Origin of the sequence: Shewanella olleyana, from assembly GCF_023283825.1 — a bacterium.
Taxonomy (GTDB): domain Bacteria; phylum Pseudomonadota; class Gammaproteobacteria; order Enterobacterales; family Shewanellaceae; genus Shewanella; species Shewanella olleyana.
In genome coordinates, this window is the sequence record NZ_JAKILD010000024.1 from 37,994 (window position 1) to 54,254 (window position 16,261).

The following is a 16,261-nucleotide window of genomic DNA, read 5'->3' on the forward strand; positions in this document are numbered from 1 at the left end:
CGTAAAACCGCACTAAAGAGATTTAGTGCGGTTTTTGATTAAAAGCGGGTTCACTTTGATTAAGCACTCTGATTAAGCACTCTTATCAAGGGCTTTTGTTAAGAGCTTTGATTGAGAGCTTTGATTTAGTGCTTATATTCAATAGTTGATTAAGCACTTTGATAAACAACCTTAATTGAGGATTTTGATTTATTTTTAAAATTGGATAACTAAAAAACTTAAAACAACTCAAAACAACGACCCGGGTTGCTTCAAAAAAGCAATTTCAGCATCAGTAGATTCACGCCCTAAAATTTGATTTCTATGTGGATAGCGACCGTATTTTTCGATAATTTCATAGTGTTTAATTTCAAACTGGTAATTTGACTCCAGTCCATCTTGATTAAACAGGATTAAAGCTTGCTGATGGACAATCATCGACTCACTGTGCATAAAAGGCATATATAAAAAACTACGCTCGATGGGCGACAACTGTTTATCTTGGCTTTGAGCTACCGCCTCTTGGGCTAACGCCAATGCTAGAGGATCTGATTGAAATGCTTTAGGTGAATACCTAAAAATATTTCGAGAGAACTGATCTAAAACAATCACCTCAGCAAGTCGACCTAAAGGAGAGCTCCGCCATTCATAGAGTTCACCAGCCATTGATTTGCTATGTAAGCTAGCAAATTTAGTCATGATTACTCGGTCATGATTACGCGGTCATGATTAGCATCCTTTTTAAACCACATAGCTTTATCTATTTCTTCGAACCAAAATGAAATCACTTGATGATAATCATTCATCGCTTACCTCAATTTACTTGCCTATATTCAGTAACTTTATAATAGTATGCTAGATTTAAAATAAGCGTTAACCTTTATCAATCATGGAACATATATGGCAGACACCCCTCAATCTTCTCCTGATGCCATAAGAAACGATCCATTGATTAAAAAAGTGATCGAGCGCGCGCCATCCAATATCGCAGCCAGTTTTACCGATGAGCAATTAAAAGCGATTAAAATGTCATTAGGCCCAAATACCTGGGGCGGTCACTTTATCGATAGTCGTGGCACCTTTAAATTCCCGTTCATTAAATGGCGCTTCTATTACGTATTTCTACTAGGTAAAAACAAACGAGCTTATACAAGGCGAGAAAAGAACATGTCAATGTTGATGATGTTTGCCACCGTCGGCGGATTTATACTCATCAGCATGCTATTTGGATTACTGATGCTTTACCTGTTGAAGTCAGCACTGGGAATCGATTTATTTCCAGATACGTCGTTAGGCATTTGGGATAGTGTTAAAAGTTACTTTGACTAAGGTGTTTGGTTTTAATTCAAGTGGATAATTTGAACTCTATTAGTGGTGAGTTTTGAGTTGTGAGGCAGTAACGCAAATTAAGGTGTGAGCAATGCTGCCAGCTTACTTAAGCCATTGTGCTAAAAACTAAAATTACACAAAGTGAGTGCGCAAAGAGTTGTTAATCACGCTTAAATTTCTCATTAGTTAACCCTTCGCACAAACAATTATACTCTGACTAATAAGGATAGGCCGCGCGCAGCAATTCCTTATCCTTAATACTTAGGCAAATTTACCACTCCGGCTCAGGATATTGCTCTGGCTTAACACCAGCTTCTTTTACTAATCTAGGATATTCTTCCCCATCTACGAATGGCTTAGGTTTACTGCGAGATTTAGATACCTGAAATATCCAGTCATCACCATAGTCGAACCAGTAAAATAGTTTTTTACCTTTCGGCAGTGGAAATAAACCATATAACTCAGTATCGAGAGAGTTTGTGCGGTCATCGAACGATTCTCGACTCGAACCAAACTCTCGACGAGAAATGAAAAATTGAGATAAGTGCTCATTATCAAAACCGACCGCATTAAGAATGATCTCATTCAGTTCACGTAATGATGTATTTTGCGATAACTCTATTTCACAACTCCAGTCTTCATAAGCATAAAAGCCTGAAACTAGGCTGGCTTTAATTGATATGTACATACTTTCCTCATTTGCCTAACCGCCCATTTAAGGGGCTGATAATCGTTTGTTAAAATGTGTAGCGAAGCGAAACCGAGCAAAGTGGTAGCACTCTCGCTTCAAATTCTCGTTAGGCGTTCTAAATAAACAACCCTGTGCGAAGCCGCATGCAGTGTGATGTGGGAACTGGGGGCTAGATACCTCCGGCCACCAGATTAACAGCCGTATTAACGCTCGACTTTAATCCCATGGTAGTTTTGGCAACCTTTTGAGAGCCTTAATATAGCGAGCTTCATCATAAGGCTTACCTTCCTTTAAAGTGCCAAATATTTCAACACTAACAGCACACCCAATAAGATTCATCGACTTTTCTTCTGAAAAACCTTCAGAAAGTAAACGGTTCAACGCCTCTTTTACTTGTGGTGGATTATTATCATTAAGCTGATTACTCACGATTTCCATCATCAAAGCATGGAGACTAGCTTTACTTTCTTCTTCCATAAAGAGCACCTATTTATCTAGTAATTAGCGGTTAACGTGAATCAGGCGCCGCAGAAGGTGGTCGCCTGCATTCACTTGTTATGCTGCTGATTCCTTAATACGTGAGGAAACAATGAATACTAAGGCTAGAATTATAACTATGCTGTCCAGTATTACTGCAGGTGCCACTACATTCAAGAATGCTTGACCATAAATTAATATGAGCGTGACAAAGACTGCCTTACTTATTGTTGCTATGGAAATGCAAAAGACACGGTATGTTTCATTAAGCGCACCACAGATAAGGATAATACCGACAAGTCCAACTAGTGCTGACCAGCTACGAATGAGCAAGGTTTCTAAAACACCTTCAAAAGATGCTCCAAACATTGACTCAATAGCCTCCTGAGGGGCAAATAGACCGTAGAACATAGTTGCAGTCATTCCCCCAGAGAGCAGCATTACCCACTTGATATTGTTTATTATAAAATTCATATCACACTCCGTGTGTTTGGTATGGATAGTTACTCTGATTATGCTTAGCGGCAACAGCGGCAGACTTGTAGCGGCAAAGCCGCGGAAAAGCAGTCCAGCGCAAACAGTGCGCGATGCTGCTTGGCCTTGTTAACCAAAACTAACATGCCACCCATGAATAATTAACATGCCACCCATAAATAATTAACATGCCACCCATAATTAATAAAAGCAACACGACTCATTTCGATGTCTTACTTGATACTGATATTAAGCCGGACGAACCATCCAACTTCACTGCTGATATGCAAAAATAAGCGCTAACTTTGTCGTATCTATTATTCTATGAATTTAACACAGCAGAAAAGCCTGATAACTATCAAGCGTAAAATATGAAGTGATTAAATCAGAGAGGTGGTGCTAGGCGCTCAGCCATTTTTGGCAGTTAGCTGCGCTTTGTCGTCGTTTACGGTCGACATGTTCACAATATTCAGTCAGCGCTGGCAGTGAGCCAACCGCGCCTTTAAATAATGCCTCAAACTCTGTAGTGATTTTTAACCAGTTTTCAGCGGGAATATTCAGTCGATTAAGAATGTGCTGGCTACTCATACTTATCGCGCCACGCTTGTCATCTCGAATAATGCGTCCTGTATCCTCAACAAGTACGATGTAGTCTTTCACACTGTACATTAACCCGTTAGGCATGTTCTTACGTTCATTACCCACAAATGGCAATAATTCAGCAGGTTGCTCACCTTTGATTGCTGAGTTTATTCGGCGTTGAATACTGGTGTAATCTGACGTTTCGGGAGTCGTCGCCATTTGGGCTCGAACAGGGTTTAAATCCACGTAGGCCATACAAGCTAATACAGCAGCCTCATCAAGCAGTGCTTGGGACTTAAACCGCCCTTCCCAAAATCGACCGGTACATTTATCTTCTTTATTCGCCATGCGAGCAATGGGCTCACTGAGTGAGCGCATAAACCAGCTGATATCAATTAAACGTTGCCTGTACTGGCTTATACTGTCATTCACTGTCTTTAATTCAAATTCATTTAGGTCTTCACCTTTAATAAATTTGTGAGTTAACAACGTCCCTTTAAAACCCTTATGCCACTGAAGCAGCACCTCTTTATCTGTCCAGAGCTTCGCTTTATCAGCATCAACTTTTAACACCACATGTAAATGGTTACTCATCACTGCATAAGCACAAATATCAATCGCAAAAATGGTTGCCAATTCTACAATACGTGAATCAACCCACTCTCGGCGATGTTCAAAGTTCTCACCTGTCGATTTATCAAAGCCACACAAAAAGGCCTTACGTACCACACGCGAACAACAGTGATAGTAAGGTGTATCTTCTAAACTCACGAGGGTTTGTCTTGGTCTAGCCATCTTCAAATACCATTTTTAAAGGGTAAATAAAGCCTAGTTTAGTGTTAGATATTTAACCAGCTAAAATGGGTGGCCATGTTATTAGGTGTAATCTGACGCTTCAGGAGTCGCTGCCATTTGAGCGCGAATAGGGTTCAAATCCACATAGGCCATACAGGCTAATACAGCTGCTTCATCCAATAATGCCTGAGATTTAAACCTCCCTTCCCAAAACCGACCGGTACATTTATCTTCTTTATTCGCCATTCTAGCAATGGGCTCACTGAGTGAACGCATAAACCAACTGATATCAATTAACCGGTGTCTGTACTGGGTTATACTGTCATTCACTGTCTTTAATTCAAATTCATTAAGGTCTTCACCTTTAATAAATTTGTGAGTTAACAAGGTCCCTTTAAAGCCCTTATGCCACTGAACCAGTACTTCTTTATCTGTCCAGAGCTTCGCTTTATCAGCATCAACTTTCAACACCACATGTAAATGATTGCTCATCACTGCATAAGCACAAATATCAATCGCAAAAATGGTCGCCAATTCTACAATACGTGAATCAACCCACTCTCGGCGATGCTCAAAGTTCTCACCTGTCGATTTATCAAAGCCACACAAAAACGCCTTACGTACCACACGAGAACAACAGTGGTAGTAAGGCGTGTCTTCTAAGCTCACGAGGGTTTGTCTTGGTCTAGCCATCTTCAAATACCATTTTGAAAGGGTAAATAAAGCCTAGTTCAGTGTTGAATATTTAACCAGCTAAAATGGGTGACCATGTTATTATGGCTAAAGTCTGGCGGACTAGATTGCTGAAAAAGCTTTCCGTTGAGCTAAATGGCAAGTTACCTAACGCTATCCCCACAAAATGGGTGGTTGACTGCCAACATGTTGGCAGAGGGTTACCCGCACTGAAGTACCTCTCATGCTACCTTTATCGTGGCGTACTGCCTGACAAAAGCATCATCAGTGAAGTTGATGGTCAAATCAGTTTCGAGTATCAAAATAGCCAAACCAACAGCACAGAGATACGCACTTTACCTACTACCCAATTTTTATGGTTAGTGCTGCAACATGTGCTGCCTAAAGGCTTAAGACGTAGCAGAGACTCTTAACAATGAAAGTGGTTTGTTGCGAGGCAATACTGCCAAGCTGCGACAACGAATACGATTAATGCTTGCCGTTGCTGGTGTGAAGTTGATGCCGTTCGAAAACATCACCCAAACCCAAGCCATACGACCTTGCCCTTGCTGCCAACAGCCGATGACATTTATAGGGGGGCATACGCGACCGACAAGCTTAATTAGGCAAAACAAAACGTGGCCTAACGCCACAGTTTAAGCCTAAAGGTGATAAAGCCTGCACGGTAAAATGTAGAGTAATGAAAGTATAAGGAGGTGGTAAGACATTGATATATTAGTGTAAATGAATTAGCCCATGAGGCTAAGGGATCACTACGGCCGCGAGTAAAATTAGCGGCACTGGCACACACCTTAAAAGCGTAAGTTCTTACGCCGATATTTACTATATAAAGGTATCACTCAGGCTTGTTCAACACTTGGGATAAGGACGCGGCTGCGCGCGGCCTATCCTTATTTGTTATGTGTCAAGGACAACGAACAGCCCATCGCTGGCTGTTCAAAAGCACTCCGTTCGGTGCAATACAATTGTTAAATTTGTCGTCACATTTTTGTTCATAAGGTGGTAGTGAGTCTGAACTGTGGAATGTAGCGCAGTCGTATACAATTCGTTGCGAGTTACCTATTACAATGTCTCTAGATGCGGAGAACGACGCTATGCATTTTGGATCATTGGAACAAACATCCAAGCAAGTATTACCTGATGAACTAACAAGTTCGTCTTCGAGAGATATAACTGTCTTATTGGCTGCAAAGCTGTTCTCAAGCCTCCAATAGTACAGCTGATCAAATGAGTTTAGCTCAAGGGTTAGTGGTCCATTGTTCGGTTCGAAATCACAACTCACTCCGCGCCCTGTGCCGTCATCAAGCATGACCGTGAGTTGTTTAAGCGTGCCAGTCGGGATAGTATGAGTCGCTGACGGGCAACCTTCTGGATACTGCCCAAGATTTGCCAGAGCTTCGCATATGTGCTGATGATTCAATTCAACTGCCACGTTCTGGCTCGCGCTGTTTGACACTACTGGCGAACAATCATTCACATCGAACACGTTGTCACCGTTAATATCTTCACTTGCATCATCTACCCGATCTTCATTTAAATCCCAACAATTGATTCCTGCAGGACCAGTAGGACCAGTAGGACCAGTAGGACCAGTAGGACCAGTAGGACCAGTAGGACCAGTATTACCGTTATCACCTTCTAAAAGGCAACCCGTTAATAACCAAGTCAATCCAATAATCAATGTTAATCGCCGCATTCTGGGCCCCCGTTCTTTTATGTTTTCGATAGTTATGCAGTATGAGTTTAGATGAAAAAACACATAACAGCTTAATCAACGGCGCATCATTTAATGTCGGCCGTTTAAGTTATTGATTAATAAAATCCTACATTTTCTATCTTATTGATGTAAAGCACTTTAAATTTTCACAATGGCAAAACAAAGCGTGCAAAATGGATTTTAAAAATATTTCTCAAATTTCATCCTGAAAAATATCAATATAATAAATACCTTACAAAAAAGTAGCCATAATTACACCTGCAACTTATGGATGATTCTTGACCGACTAATTCAAGGAGCTGTCAAAGAACAGCCATAAATCAGCCCAAACCACTACAACTGTACAAATATACAGTTATAAATAAAAGTGGGCAAAATTTGATAACAAGTGCTCATGTCATTGAATAGATTTGTCCAAGGGGTTTGAACTTGATTGGAAACACAGTTCATGATCGTTATAAGGCAGGTAAATCATCATGAGCTTACACATACGATAACTTTCTCATTTATCGTATGTGTAATGCCTATTGAGGAGTTAAGCTTTAACGCCCTGCAAGTGCTGATGCCGGGGCAATTTTTGTGGCTTTATAGGCTGGATAGATTGTGGCGAGTAAGCTCATGACAAGCCCCATTGCCACAACAACAACCACATCTTGTTGTTGTAGTTCAGACGGTAAAAAGTCAATGAAGTAGATATCAGAAGCCAATAATTGAATCCCAAAGGTTTGCTCAACAAAACTGGCTATTGAGCTTAAATTGGTCGCCAAAAGGACGCCAATCAATGCGCCGATGCTGCAGCCTAATAAACCGTTTAAACCACCTTGCATAATAAAAATGGTCATCACGGCGCCACGTTTTAGACCCATGGTCATTAATATTGCAATTTCAGCGCTTTTGTCTCTTACTGCCATCACAAGTGTCGAGACGATATTAAAACACGCCACGGCAATAACAAGGGCTAACACAAGGTACATAACCATTCTAACAAGTTGAATATCTTGATATAAATGGCCTTGAGAACGAGTCCAGTTATTTAAATGCAAATACTGACTTTGTGCATAACCTAAGTCGCGAGTCACTCTCGGCGCACTAAATACGTTATTAACTGTAATTCTTAATCCGGTTGCTGAGCCTTGAGGAATGTTAAGCACTTTAGCAAGGTATGACATCGACACATAAGCTTGAGTAGATTCAATCTCACCGCCTAAATCGTAAACCCCAGCCACAATAAATCGATGACTTTTCGCTGCTGACAATTTATTGGATTGGCTCATATCTGGGGTGTACATAGATAATGTATCGCCCTCTTTCAAACCTAACTTATCGAGTAAACTTCGACCTATGACGATGTTATTGACGGTGTCTGCTAAGGCATTCCAACTGTCAGCAGGCATAAACTCAGCCAAGGTTGAAACCTGTCGCTCAAACTCAGGTTCGATCCCCGTAAGCTCAATACCTTGAAAGCCACCTGGTTTCTGCACCAGTCCTTGCATGCGAATAAAAGGCGCTGTGGCGACTATTTCGGGCATATTTTTAGCGGTTTCAGCAATAGACTGCCAATCATGTAATGGCTCATTCACACTGAGCAATTCACCATGGGAAACGACTCCTAGCAAACGCTGTTCGAGTTCGCGCTCAAAGCCATTCATGGCGGATAGCACTAAAATCAGCACTGCAACCCCAAGGGCAATACCTGCAGTTGAGGCAAATGAAATAAAGCCAATGAATCCATTGGATTGCCTTGCTCGATAAAAACGCCAACCTATTGTCAGTGGCAATAATGATTTCATTAGCTTTTTTCCACTTCAATCGACTCGTTCAACGATTCATTTGATAAGGTTTGTAGCACCCCATCTTTCATGGTCAGTTGTCTATCCATTTTTGCGGCTAACTTGTAATCATGGGTTACCACAACAAATGCAGTCCCTAACTGTTGCGCCAATTCACGGATTAATTGATAAACACTGTCGCCGCTATTGGCATCTAAGTTACCCGTCGGCTCATCGGCAAGGACAAGTTTGGGTTTATTAATTAGCGCTCTCGCAATCGCGACACGCTGACGCTCACCACCAGACAGTTGTGCTGGAATATGTTGCAAGCGATGCCCAAGTCCGACTCTTTCAAGTAATTCAGTCGCTTCTTTCAAGGTTTGCTTTTTATCTCGACCTTGAATAAATGCTGGCATCGCCACATTCTCAAGTGCTGAAAACTCAGGTAACAAGTGATGGAATTGATATATAAAACCTAAATCTTGATTACGAATTTCAGCCTGACGAGTGGCGCTTAATTGATACAGGTTTTCGCCATCCAGTAACACTTCACCAGAAGTAGGAATATCTAACGTTCCCATAATATGTAGCAAGGTACTTTTACCTGAACCTGAACTCCCCACAATGGCTAATTGCTCACCTTTAAACACATTTAAGTCTACATTTGCGAGGACTTTAGTGGTGGTTTCGCCATCGTGAAACTGTTTACTTACATTGCTCACTTGCAATATCACAGGACGTTCATTATTCATTATTCATATCTCAATGCGGTTGCAGGCTGAACTCGAGCAGCGGTTAATGCAGGGTAAATAGTAGCAATCAAGGTCATTGCCAATGTGCCCACAACGATAATAGCAATCTGGGTGCCGGATATTGCCACAGGTAACATTTGACCCGTGCCAAGGACAGAAATACCCAAAACGCCCAAAATAAGGTTCAAATTCAGGGTAATGGTGACTCCAGCCAATGCGCCCAATGCTAAACCAATAATGGCGTTAAGCGAGCCTTGAACGATGAAAATGTTCATCACAGCCTGAGTTGTTAGCCCTTGGGTTTTTAGTACTGCCACGTCGGTGGTTTTATCAATAACCATCATGACTAAGGCCGACACAATATTAAATGCCGCTACCGCAACAATCAGCGATAACATCAGCGACATCATGTTTTTTTCCATTTTAACCGCGGCAAATAAATGACCAAAATCATCGCGCCAATCTCGTGTGGTGATATCAATGTCTTGCTGCTTAAGCTGAGCTTTTATGGTTTCACCCATTTGCGGAGCAGAAAAAGGATCGGCTAAATACACTCTAAGTTCGTTAATGTCACTTGGCTTTAAGCGCATTAACCGTCTGGCATCTTGATAATGGATATAAGCTAACGCAGAGTCGACCTGCGAGCCCATTTCAAACACGCCAGCAACGGTAAACTTACGCTGACTTGGCACAGGGCCGAGTGGCGAATACACCACACCATCGCCGCTCAGTAGCCTGACTCTGTCACCAATATTGATGGATAGCTTTCTCGCTAATTCACTGCCAAGTACAATATTGTAACTACCGGGAGTCAGCTGCTCGAACGCACTGGAATAGGTATTGGCGACAATGGCCGACAAGTTTTGTTCATATTCAGGGAATACACCATAAACTTGCACAGCACTGATATTTTGACTGGATTGCACCATGGCTTGGGTTGTGACAGTTGGCGCTAAGCCATGTATTTGCGACTGCTCTGTTAAATATTGGGTTTGCTGCTGCCAGTCACTAAACCCTGTTTCATTCACTAACGTCAATTGCGGAACCGCGCCTAAAATACGATCTTTAAGCTGGCCTTCTAAGCCATTCATCACTGAACTGACGATGATCAACGCAGCAACGCCTAGAAAAATGCCAGAAACAGCGAAAAAAGTAATGAAAGATGCAAAAGCATTGGCCTTTCTTGTGCGCCAATAGCGGTAACCAATAAATAATGAAAACCGAAAGTTCATAAAGAAAAATGCATCCCTGGTGTAATTTGAATTAAAAAGTCGTTTATTAGAATAAAAAACAGCCATTTAATTAAGCAAGCGGGCTAAAACTTGCTAAATGATAAAGATGAGCATGATAATAGGGGTATTAGTTTGATAAATAAAGAGGCAAACCTTGATCACTGAATCCAATGCATATTTTACTGTGCCTCATCAATTTAATGTCTATTTAGAAACCTGGCCTGAATCAAAAGGTATCCCGACAGAAGAAGACTTACGCTCAATGCAATCTGTTGGCTTAAAACTGCTTTCTGAAGTCAAAGAGCTTGAATCAAGCTGCCTATTACAGCTGCGCAGTTTAGATAACGACGCTAAAGCTGTGGTCGACTTCCTCAAGCTTCAATCCCGTAAAGTCGATTTAGTGTTACATCATGTTTTGGAAAAAGAAGTCCAAACGGGTGAGAGGTTCAGCGGTACTCATTTTGGCGGAAGCGGTATTAACTTAAGCTCTGACACTCCCCTTAACGTTGGTGATTATTATAAAACCTCCATTTATATCAGCAGTGAATTAGTGGCCATATTATGTTTATGTCAAGTCACTCAATGTCAGAAAGTCGACCACGGTGCTGCTCTAATTGAAGAAAGTCAAAGTGATAGTAAAAGTCACACTAATCTATTCAATATCAGCCTCGAATTTAGCCAAATTTTAGATGCCGATGTTGAGCAACTCGTGAAAGCCAGCTTAAATGTGCAACAAAAAATGCTTAAAATGCGTAAACAAAGCCGTCAACAAGCAGCTGACTAACGAATAATTCCTGCAACTTAGCTTATGCTCGCTTATAATAGCTGCCATCATTAAAGGCAGCGTGGAAGCTTGCCTTAGTTAAGACCAGTTAAGACCAGTTAAGTCATTTTTTATATGTTCGATATAAAAAACTTTAGCTGGATAAACTACACATTTATAGAAGCCAACTTAATAATTCAATGAAGAATTTTAGCGTTTTAACACCGCCTAGTGTCAAAAAAGGCCAACAATTTCAGACCTTATCGACTTTAGGTGGCGTGTCGCAAGCCATAACGCTTGCTAGCCTCATCACCCAGCATTCTGGTACCAGTTTAATTGTCACCAGTGATACGCCAAGTGCATTACAGCTGGAAGTTGAATTGGCTTATCTATTATCTCAGTCTGATGTAAATGTGTGTTTATTTCCCGATAGAGAAACGCTGCCATACGACAGCTTCTCGCCGCATCAAGATTTGATTTCCCAGCGATTAGAAACGTTAGCGCAAATGAGCCAAAGCCAGCACAATGTCATTATTGTGCCGGTGAATACCTTAATGGTGAAGTTGCCGCCTAAATCATTTTTAACCGCTAATGTTATGCTGCTTAAAAAAGGCGACACATACAGCCTGCAGCAAGTCCGTCAGCATTTGACAGACACAGGTTATTACCTTGTTGACCAAGTTTATGAGCACGGCGAGTTTGCGATTCGTGGCTCAATTATGGATATCTTCCTGACGGGTTCTGATCAACCGTTACGCATCGAACTATTCGATGATGAAGTTGAGTCTATTCGCTATTTTGATGTCGATAGTCAGCGTTCGAAACAAGAAGTTGATGCAGTACGTATGTTACCTGCAAAAGAGTTCCCAACAGACGCTGCAGGTATTGAAGGCTTTAGGCAACGTTATCGCCGCCGCTTTGAAGTCATTTCCAAAGAAGCTGAATCCGTTTACCAGCTGGTGAGCCGTAATTTAATGCCAGCAGGCATTGAAAATTATCTGCCGCTATTTTTTGATGACTCTGCTAATTTATTTGATTACTTACCTGATAATACTCAGCTCATCACCTTGGGCGATATTGAACAAGCGAGTCAAAATCATCTAAATGAAATCAATGCTCGTTATGAAGACCGCCGTGTCGATCCCTTAAGACCACTGCTTGCGCCGCAAGAGTTGTACTTACTGATTGATGAACTGTTTGCCCAGTTTAAAAATTACCAGCGTTCTCAGTTTGCTTTAAATAGCGAAAATGCTGCTAAAGCGCAGCTCGCCAATGTGTCTGCGCTGCCAGACATTAATGCCAACCACAAATTAAAGCAGCCACTGATTAATTTGCAGGAGTACAGCGAAACACATAAACAATTGGTGTTTTGTGCAGAATCTGAAGGCCGCCGTGAAGCGTTAATCGAGCTCTTAGCCAAAATTGGCCTGAAACCTAAGCTGTTTAATCACCTTGATGAATACTTAAACGCCAAAACGGCCAAAGACAGTATTGGCCTTGTAGTATCACCGCTTTCCCGTGGTTGTGTCCTACATGACACGCCTAAAGGTGAAGTCAGCATAATTTGCGAAACCGAATTATTTGGCCAGCGCATTTCTCAGCAGCGCCGCCGTGAAAAGCAAAAGCAAGTTAGCTCAGATGTATTAGTTAAAAACCTTGCTGAGCTTAAAGTCGGTGAACCTATTGTTCATCTTGAGCATGGCGTCGCACTTTATAATGGCCTAGTCACCCTCGATACGGGTGGCTTAGTCGCGGAGTATTTACAGCTTGAATATACTGGCGGCGATAAACTGTATGTACCGGTTTCATCATTACATTTAATCAGTCGTTACAGTGTTGGCGCAGATGAAACGCCAAGTTTAAATAAGCTCGGCAATGAGACGTGGGCAAAAGCCAAGAAAAAAGCCATTGAAAAAATTCGTGATGTGGCCGCTGAATTACTCGATGTATACGCTCGCAGACAAGCCCGCCCTGGTGATGCGATGAAAATTGAAGCTGAGGAATATGCTCAATTTTCCCAAAGCTTCCCATTTGAAGAAACCGTTGACCAAGAAACTGCTATTGAAGCCGTACTTACCGATATGCAAACACCCATGGCAATGGACAGATTAGTTTGTGGTGATGTGGGCTTTGGTAAAACGGAAGTCGCCATGCGCGCCGCGTTTGTAGCGGTGAATGCGGGTAAACAAGTGGTAGTGTTAGTACCAACCACCCTACTTGCTCAGCAGCATTATGAAAACTTTAAAGACCGTTTTGCTGATTGGCCTGTGGTCATAGAGGTCATGTCACGCTTTCGCTCAGTAAAAGAGCAAAATGGCGTACTACAACAGTTATCAGAAGGCAAAGTGGATATCGTTATCGGTACTCACAAGCTGCTTCAAGCCGAAGCCAACTTCGATAACTTAGGTTTACTGGTGATTGATGAAGAACACCGCTTTGGGGTACGTCAAAAGGAAAAAATCAAAGCACTACGCGCGAATGTCGATATTCTGACTTTAACCGCCACCCCAATTCCACGTACCTTGAACATGGCGATGTCAGGCATGCGTGATTTATCGATTATCGCGACACCACCCGCTAAACGCTTAGCAGTAAAAACCTTTGTTCGCGAATATGATATCGCAACGGTAAGAGAGGCGATTTTACGTGAAATCCTTCGTGGTGGTCAGGTTTACTTTTTACATAACAATGTTGAAACCATTGAAAAGTGTGCCCAAGATATTCGTGAATTATTACCTGAAGCGCGCGTCGTCACAGCCCATGGTCAAATGCGCGAACGTGAGCTTGAAAAAGTCATGTCAGAATTTTACCACCAGCGCTTTAATGTTTTAGTGTGTACCACAATTATTGAAACGGGTATTGATGTCCCAAGTGCTAACACTATTATTATTGACCGTGCTGATAAGTTTGGTTTAGCTCAGCTACATCAATTACGTGGTCGTGTGGGTCGCTCCCATCACCAAGCTTATGCATACTTAATGACGCCGCACCCAAAATTGATGAGTGCAGATGCGCGTAAGCGTCTTGCCGCTATTGATGCTTTAGAAGATTTAGGCGCAGGTTTTATGCTGGCAACGCAGGATTTAGAAATCCGCGGTGCGGGTGAACTGCTTGGTGATGAACAAAGTGGTCATATTTCTAAGATTGGCTTTAGCCTTTACATGGAAATGCTTGAATCAGCGGTTAAAGCATTAAAAGAAGGTAAGGAGCCGTCGCTTGCATATATGCTTAATTCACAATGTGAAGTGGATTTACGCATCCCTGCTCTATTGCCTGATGATTATGTATCCGACGTTAATATGCGCTTGTCTTTATACAAACGTATTGCCAACTGCGAAACGGAAAAAATGCTCGATGAATTGAAAGTCGAGTTCATTGACCGCTTTGGTTTATTGCCAGATCCGACCCGTAACTTGATGGAGCTGACATTATATAAACACCAGGCGACAGCCTTAGGCGCCAGCAAAATTGAAATGCACGCCAAAGGCGGTAGTATCGAATTTAGTGATGACCATAAAATCGATCCTATGTTTATCATTGGTTTATTACAGAGTCAGCCACAAATTTATCGAATGGAAGGCTCAAATAAGTTAAAGTTCACTATGCCTGCAGAAACCAGTAAACAACGTCTAGACTTAATTAAGACTTTACTGGAGCAATTAGCTAAACACCGTATTGGAGAAACTAAATAGTGCTGCGTAACTTTGCTATTTCCATTGCCGCTTTAACAGCGATGACAGTATCAATTAATGCTCAAGCCAAATCATGGTTTGAGGTTGAAGTGTTTGTATTCGAAAGACAGTCAAACAGTCTAGAGCAATGGCAAGAAAATACTGCGCTGCCAGCTAACCGTAAAAATATCGATTTAATTACCCCAATGATCAGCAATGATATTACTGGGGTCGCTTTAGGGCTAACAGGTTGCACATCTACTGATTGGACGAGCAGCGAAGTCGACTGCCAAGATCCATTAGTCAGTGCAAACAAAACAACTTTCCCAAGCCAAGTGCCGTTTTCAATTGCAGCAGAAGAGCCACAAGTGGCATACCTTGAAGAAGGCCCGCTGCTGTTGGCTGAATCTCAAAGCGAATTTGCTGACATTATTAGTACAGTGCGCCGTGAAAAAGATGTCCGCAGTTTACTGCATTTAACGTGGCAACAAGACATGCAGTCGCGCAATCGTGCAAAGCCGATTCGTATCTTTGCAGGTAAAGACTTTTCTGAACAGTTTGATTATGCAGGCCACCCAGTATCTGAAAAAGTAGAAGATGAGTTTTCAACTTTTGACTTCTCTTCTTTTGGTAGTTTTGTTGATGAACCGCAAACCAAGCCTGTGTGGGAGCTAGACGGGAATATCAACATTTACCTCAGTCATTATTTGTTTATTGAAACTAAGCTTGCATTGCGTAAGCCGATTCAAAAACAAACCAACACCAATGATTATTATCAGTACAGTTCTGATACTAATAATGAAAAAGTCATGAGCCCGTTTTTGCAATCTATCCCTATGGTACAAAACCGTCGGGTAAGATCTGGCGAAATTCATTACTTTGATCATCCAAACTTGGGGATCATTATGCAAATCAGAAAAATGGAACAACCGACAACCACTAAACCTGAAGAACTCGCCTTTGACTCAGAAACATCCATTGATGATTCACTTAATGGTTTAGATACTCATTCCCCTAACGTTAATGCGTCTGGAGTTATGGCATCAGGTGAAGGTTCAAACCAAAACCAGCTTAACTAATCTACTAAGGCTAAAACTTAGCAACTAAGCAACTAAGCAACTAGGCAAGGTTGTGATGTTCATGATTTGAGCTTGATACATGAATGATGATTGTTGACTAAAGATAAACCGGTTCATTTTGATAATTTATCAAATTAAGATCCGGTTTTTTATTGGTAGAAATTCAGCACATAAAAAAACAGCTAACCATAGGGTTAGCTGTAGTAAGCAAAAATTTGCAAATAATATGACATTGATATAAATGAATTTAAGTCGCAT

13 protein-coding genes and 2 pseudogenes are annotated in these 16,261 nt (G+C 41.6%); 5 read left to right on the forward strand and 10 right to left on the reverse strand.

Annotated elements, in window-relative coordinates; translation table 11 throughout:
- Nucleotides 1–228: 228 nt before the first annotated feature.
- The gene (locus L2735_RS16170; RefSeq protein ID WP_346348147.1) at nucleotides 229–678 is read right to left on the reverse strand and encodes a DUF924 family protein; all 450 of its coding nucleotides are present in this window, start codon (nucleotides 676–678) and stop codon (nucleotides 229–231) included.
- Between the two features lie 201 nt (nucleotides 679–879).
- Here L2735_RS16170 and L2735_RS16175 point away from each other — a divergent pair, with 201 nt between their 5' ends.
- Entirely contained in the window at nucleotides 880–1,308 is a 429-nt protein-coding gene (locus tag L2735_RS16175) for a hypothetical protein (RefSeq protein WP_248985685.1), read from the forward strand.
- A 271-nt stretch (nucleotides 1,309–1,579) separates the two neighbouring features.
- Here the strand turns inward: L2735_RS16175 and L2735_RS16180 are convergent, their stop codons facing one another.
- The 5 genes and pseudogenes from L2735_RS16180 to L2735_RS16200 all read right to left on the reverse strand — a co-directional run.
- Nucleotides 1,580–1,996, reverse strand: coding sequence for a plasmid pRiA4b ORF-3 family protein (locus L2735_RS16180; protein WP_248985686.1), 417 nt, complete (start codon nucleotides 1,994–1,996; stop codon nucleotides 1,580–1,582).
- Between the two features lie 219 nt (nucleotides 1,997–2,215).
- Nucleotides 2,216–2,476, reverse strand: coding sequence for a hypothetical protein (locus tag L2735_RS16185; RefSeq protein WP_248985687.1), 261 nt, complete (start codon nucleotides 2,474–2,476; stop codon nucleotides 2,216–2,218).
- 78 nt (nucleotides 2,477–2,554) lie between these two features.
- Entirely contained in the window at nucleotides 2,555–2,950 is a 396-nt protein-coding gene (locus tag L2735_RS16190; RefSeq protein WP_248985688.1) for a hypothetical protein, read from the reverse strand.
- Nucleotides 2,951–3,349: 399 nt separating this feature from the next.
- Nucleotides 3,350–4,327 carry a transposase gene (locus L2735_RS16195; protein WP_248985689.1) on the reverse strand — a complete coding sequence of 326 codons (978 nt, stop codon included), beginning with the start codon at nucleotides 4,325–4,327 and terminating at the stop codon, nucleotides 3,350–3,352.
- Nucleotides 4,328–4,411: 84 nt separating this feature from the next.
- A pseudogene (locus L2735_RS16200) lies at nucleotides 4,412–5,020 on the reverse strand (transposase); the annotation flags it as partial.
- Between the two features lie 83 nt (nucleotides 5,021–5,103).
- Here L2735_RS16200 and L2735_RS16205 point away from each other — a divergent pair.
- Nucleotides 5,104–5,659 (forward strand): annotated as a pseudogene (locus L2735_RS16205) (transposase); the annotation flags it as partial.
- Between the two features lie 265 nt (nucleotides 5,660–5,924).
- On the opposite strand, the gene L2735_RS16210 reads toward L2735_RS16205, so the two are convergent.
- From L2735_RS16210 to L2735_RS16225, 4 genes are all read right to left on the reverse strand, one after another.
- Nucleotides 5,925–6,716 (reverse strand): hypothetical protein, encoded by a 792-nt coding sequence (locus tag L2735_RS16210; RefSeq protein WP_248985724.1) that lies wholly within the window; start codon nucleotides 6,714–6,716, stop codon nucleotides 5,925–5,927.
- A gap of 563 nt (nucleotides 6,717–7,279) precedes the next feature.
- On the reverse strand, nucleotides 7,280–8,527 hold the full coding sequence (gene lolE, locus L2735_RS16215; RefSeq protein WP_248985690.1) for a lipoprotein-releasing ABC transporter permease subunit LolE: 1,248 nt from the start codon (nucleotides 8,525–8,527) through the stop codon (nucleotides 7,280–7,282).
- Nucleotides 8,527–9,258: a lipoprotein-releasing ABC transporter ATP-binding protein LolD gene (gene lolD, locus L2735_RS16220; RefSeq protein ID WP_248985691.1), complete on the reverse strand. Its 732-nt coding sequence runs from the start codon at nucleotides 9,256–9,258 to the stop codon at nucleotides 8,527–8,529. The genes lolE and lolD overlap by 1 nt, the downstream gene beginning before the upstream one ends.
- Nucleotides 9,258–10,490 (reverse strand): lipoprotein-releasing ABC transporter permease subunit, encoded by a 1,233-nt coding sequence (locus tag L2735_RS16225; protein ID WP_248985692.1) that lies wholly within the window; start codon nucleotides 10,488–10,490, stop codon nucleotides 9,258–9,260. The genes lolD and L2735_RS16225 overlap by 1 nt, the downstream gene beginning before the upstream one ends.
- Before the next feature lie 154 nt (nucleotides 10,491–10,644).
- On the opposite strand from L2735_RS16225, the gene L2735_RS16230 reads away from it, so the two are divergent.
- The 3 genes from L2735_RS16230 to L2735_RS16240 all read left to right on the forward strand — a co-directional run bounded on the left by L2735_RS16230 (nucleotide 10,645) and on the right by L2735_RS16240 (nucleotide 16,003).
- On the forward strand, nucleotides 10,645–11,274 hold the full coding sequence (locus tag L2735_RS16230; protein ID WP_248985693.1) for a hypothetical protein: 630 nt from the start codon (nucleotides 10,645–10,647) through the stop codon (nucleotides 11,272–11,274).
- A 179-nt stretch (nucleotides 11,275–11,453) separates the two neighbouring features.
- On the forward strand, nucleotides 11,454–14,945 hold the full coding sequence (gene mfd, locus L2735_RS16235; protein WP_248985694.1) for a transcription-repair coupling factor: 3,492 nt from the start codon (nucleotides 11,454–11,456) through the stop codon (nucleotides 14,943–14,945).
- Nucleotides 14,945–16,003 carry a peptidoglycan binding protein CsiV gene (locus L2735_RS16240; protein WP_248985695.1) on the forward strand — a complete coding sequence of 353 codons (1,059 nt, stop codon included), beginning with the start codon at nucleotides 14,945–14,947 and terminating at the stop codon, nucleotides 16,001–16,003. Before mfd ends, L2735_RS16240 begins: the two co-directional genes overlap by 1 nt.
- The last annotated feature ends 258 nt before the right edge of the window (nucleotides 16,004–16,261 follow it).

Excerpts from the sequence above, each read along its gene's own strand:
- L2735_RS16185 (WP_248985687.1), bottom strand. The coding sequence starts at position 2,476 with ATGGAAGAAGAAAGTAAAGCTAGTCTCCATGCTTTGATGATGGAAATC.
- mfd (WP_248985694.1), top strand. The coding sequence starts at position 11,454 with ATGAAGAATTTTAGCGTTTTAACACCGCCTAGTGTCAAAAAAGGCCAA.
- lolE (WP_248985690.1), bottom strand. The coding sequence starts at position 8,527 with ATGAAATCATTATTGCCACTGACAATAGGTTGGCGTTTTTATCGAGCA.
- L2735_RS16170 (WP_346348147.1), bottom strand. The coding sequence starts at position 678 with ATGACTAAATTTGCTAGCTTACATAGCAAATCAATGGCTGGTGAACTC.
- L2735_RS16225 (WP_248985692.1), bottom strand. The coding sequence starts at position 10,490 with ATGAACTTTCGGTTTTCATTATTTATTGGTTACCGCTATTGGCGCACA.
- lolD (WP_248985691.1), bottom strand. The coding sequence starts at position 9,258 with ATGAATAATGAACGTCCTGTGATATTGCAAGTGAGCAATGTAAGTAAA.
- L2735_RS16180 (WP_248985686.1), bottom strand. The coding sequence starts at position 1,996 with ATGTACATATCAATTAAAGCCAGCCTAGTTTCAGGCTTTTATGCTTAT.
- L2735_RS16210 (WP_248985724.1), bottom strand. The coding sequence starts at position 6,716 with ATGCGGCGATTAACATTGATTATTGGATTGACTTGGTTATTAACGGGT.
- L2735_RS16190 (WP_248985688.1), bottom strand. The coding sequence starts at position 2,950 with ATGAATTTTATAATAAACAATATCAAGTGGGTAATGCTGCTCTCTGGG.
- L2735_RS16195 (WP_248985689.1), bottom strand. The coding sequence starts at position 4,327 with ATGGCTAGACCAAGACAAACCCTCGTGAGTTTAGAAGATACACCTTAC.
- L2735_RS16175 (WP_248985685.1), top strand. The coding sequence starts at position 880 with ATGGCAGACACCCCTCAATCTTCTCCTGATGCCATAAGAAACGATCCA.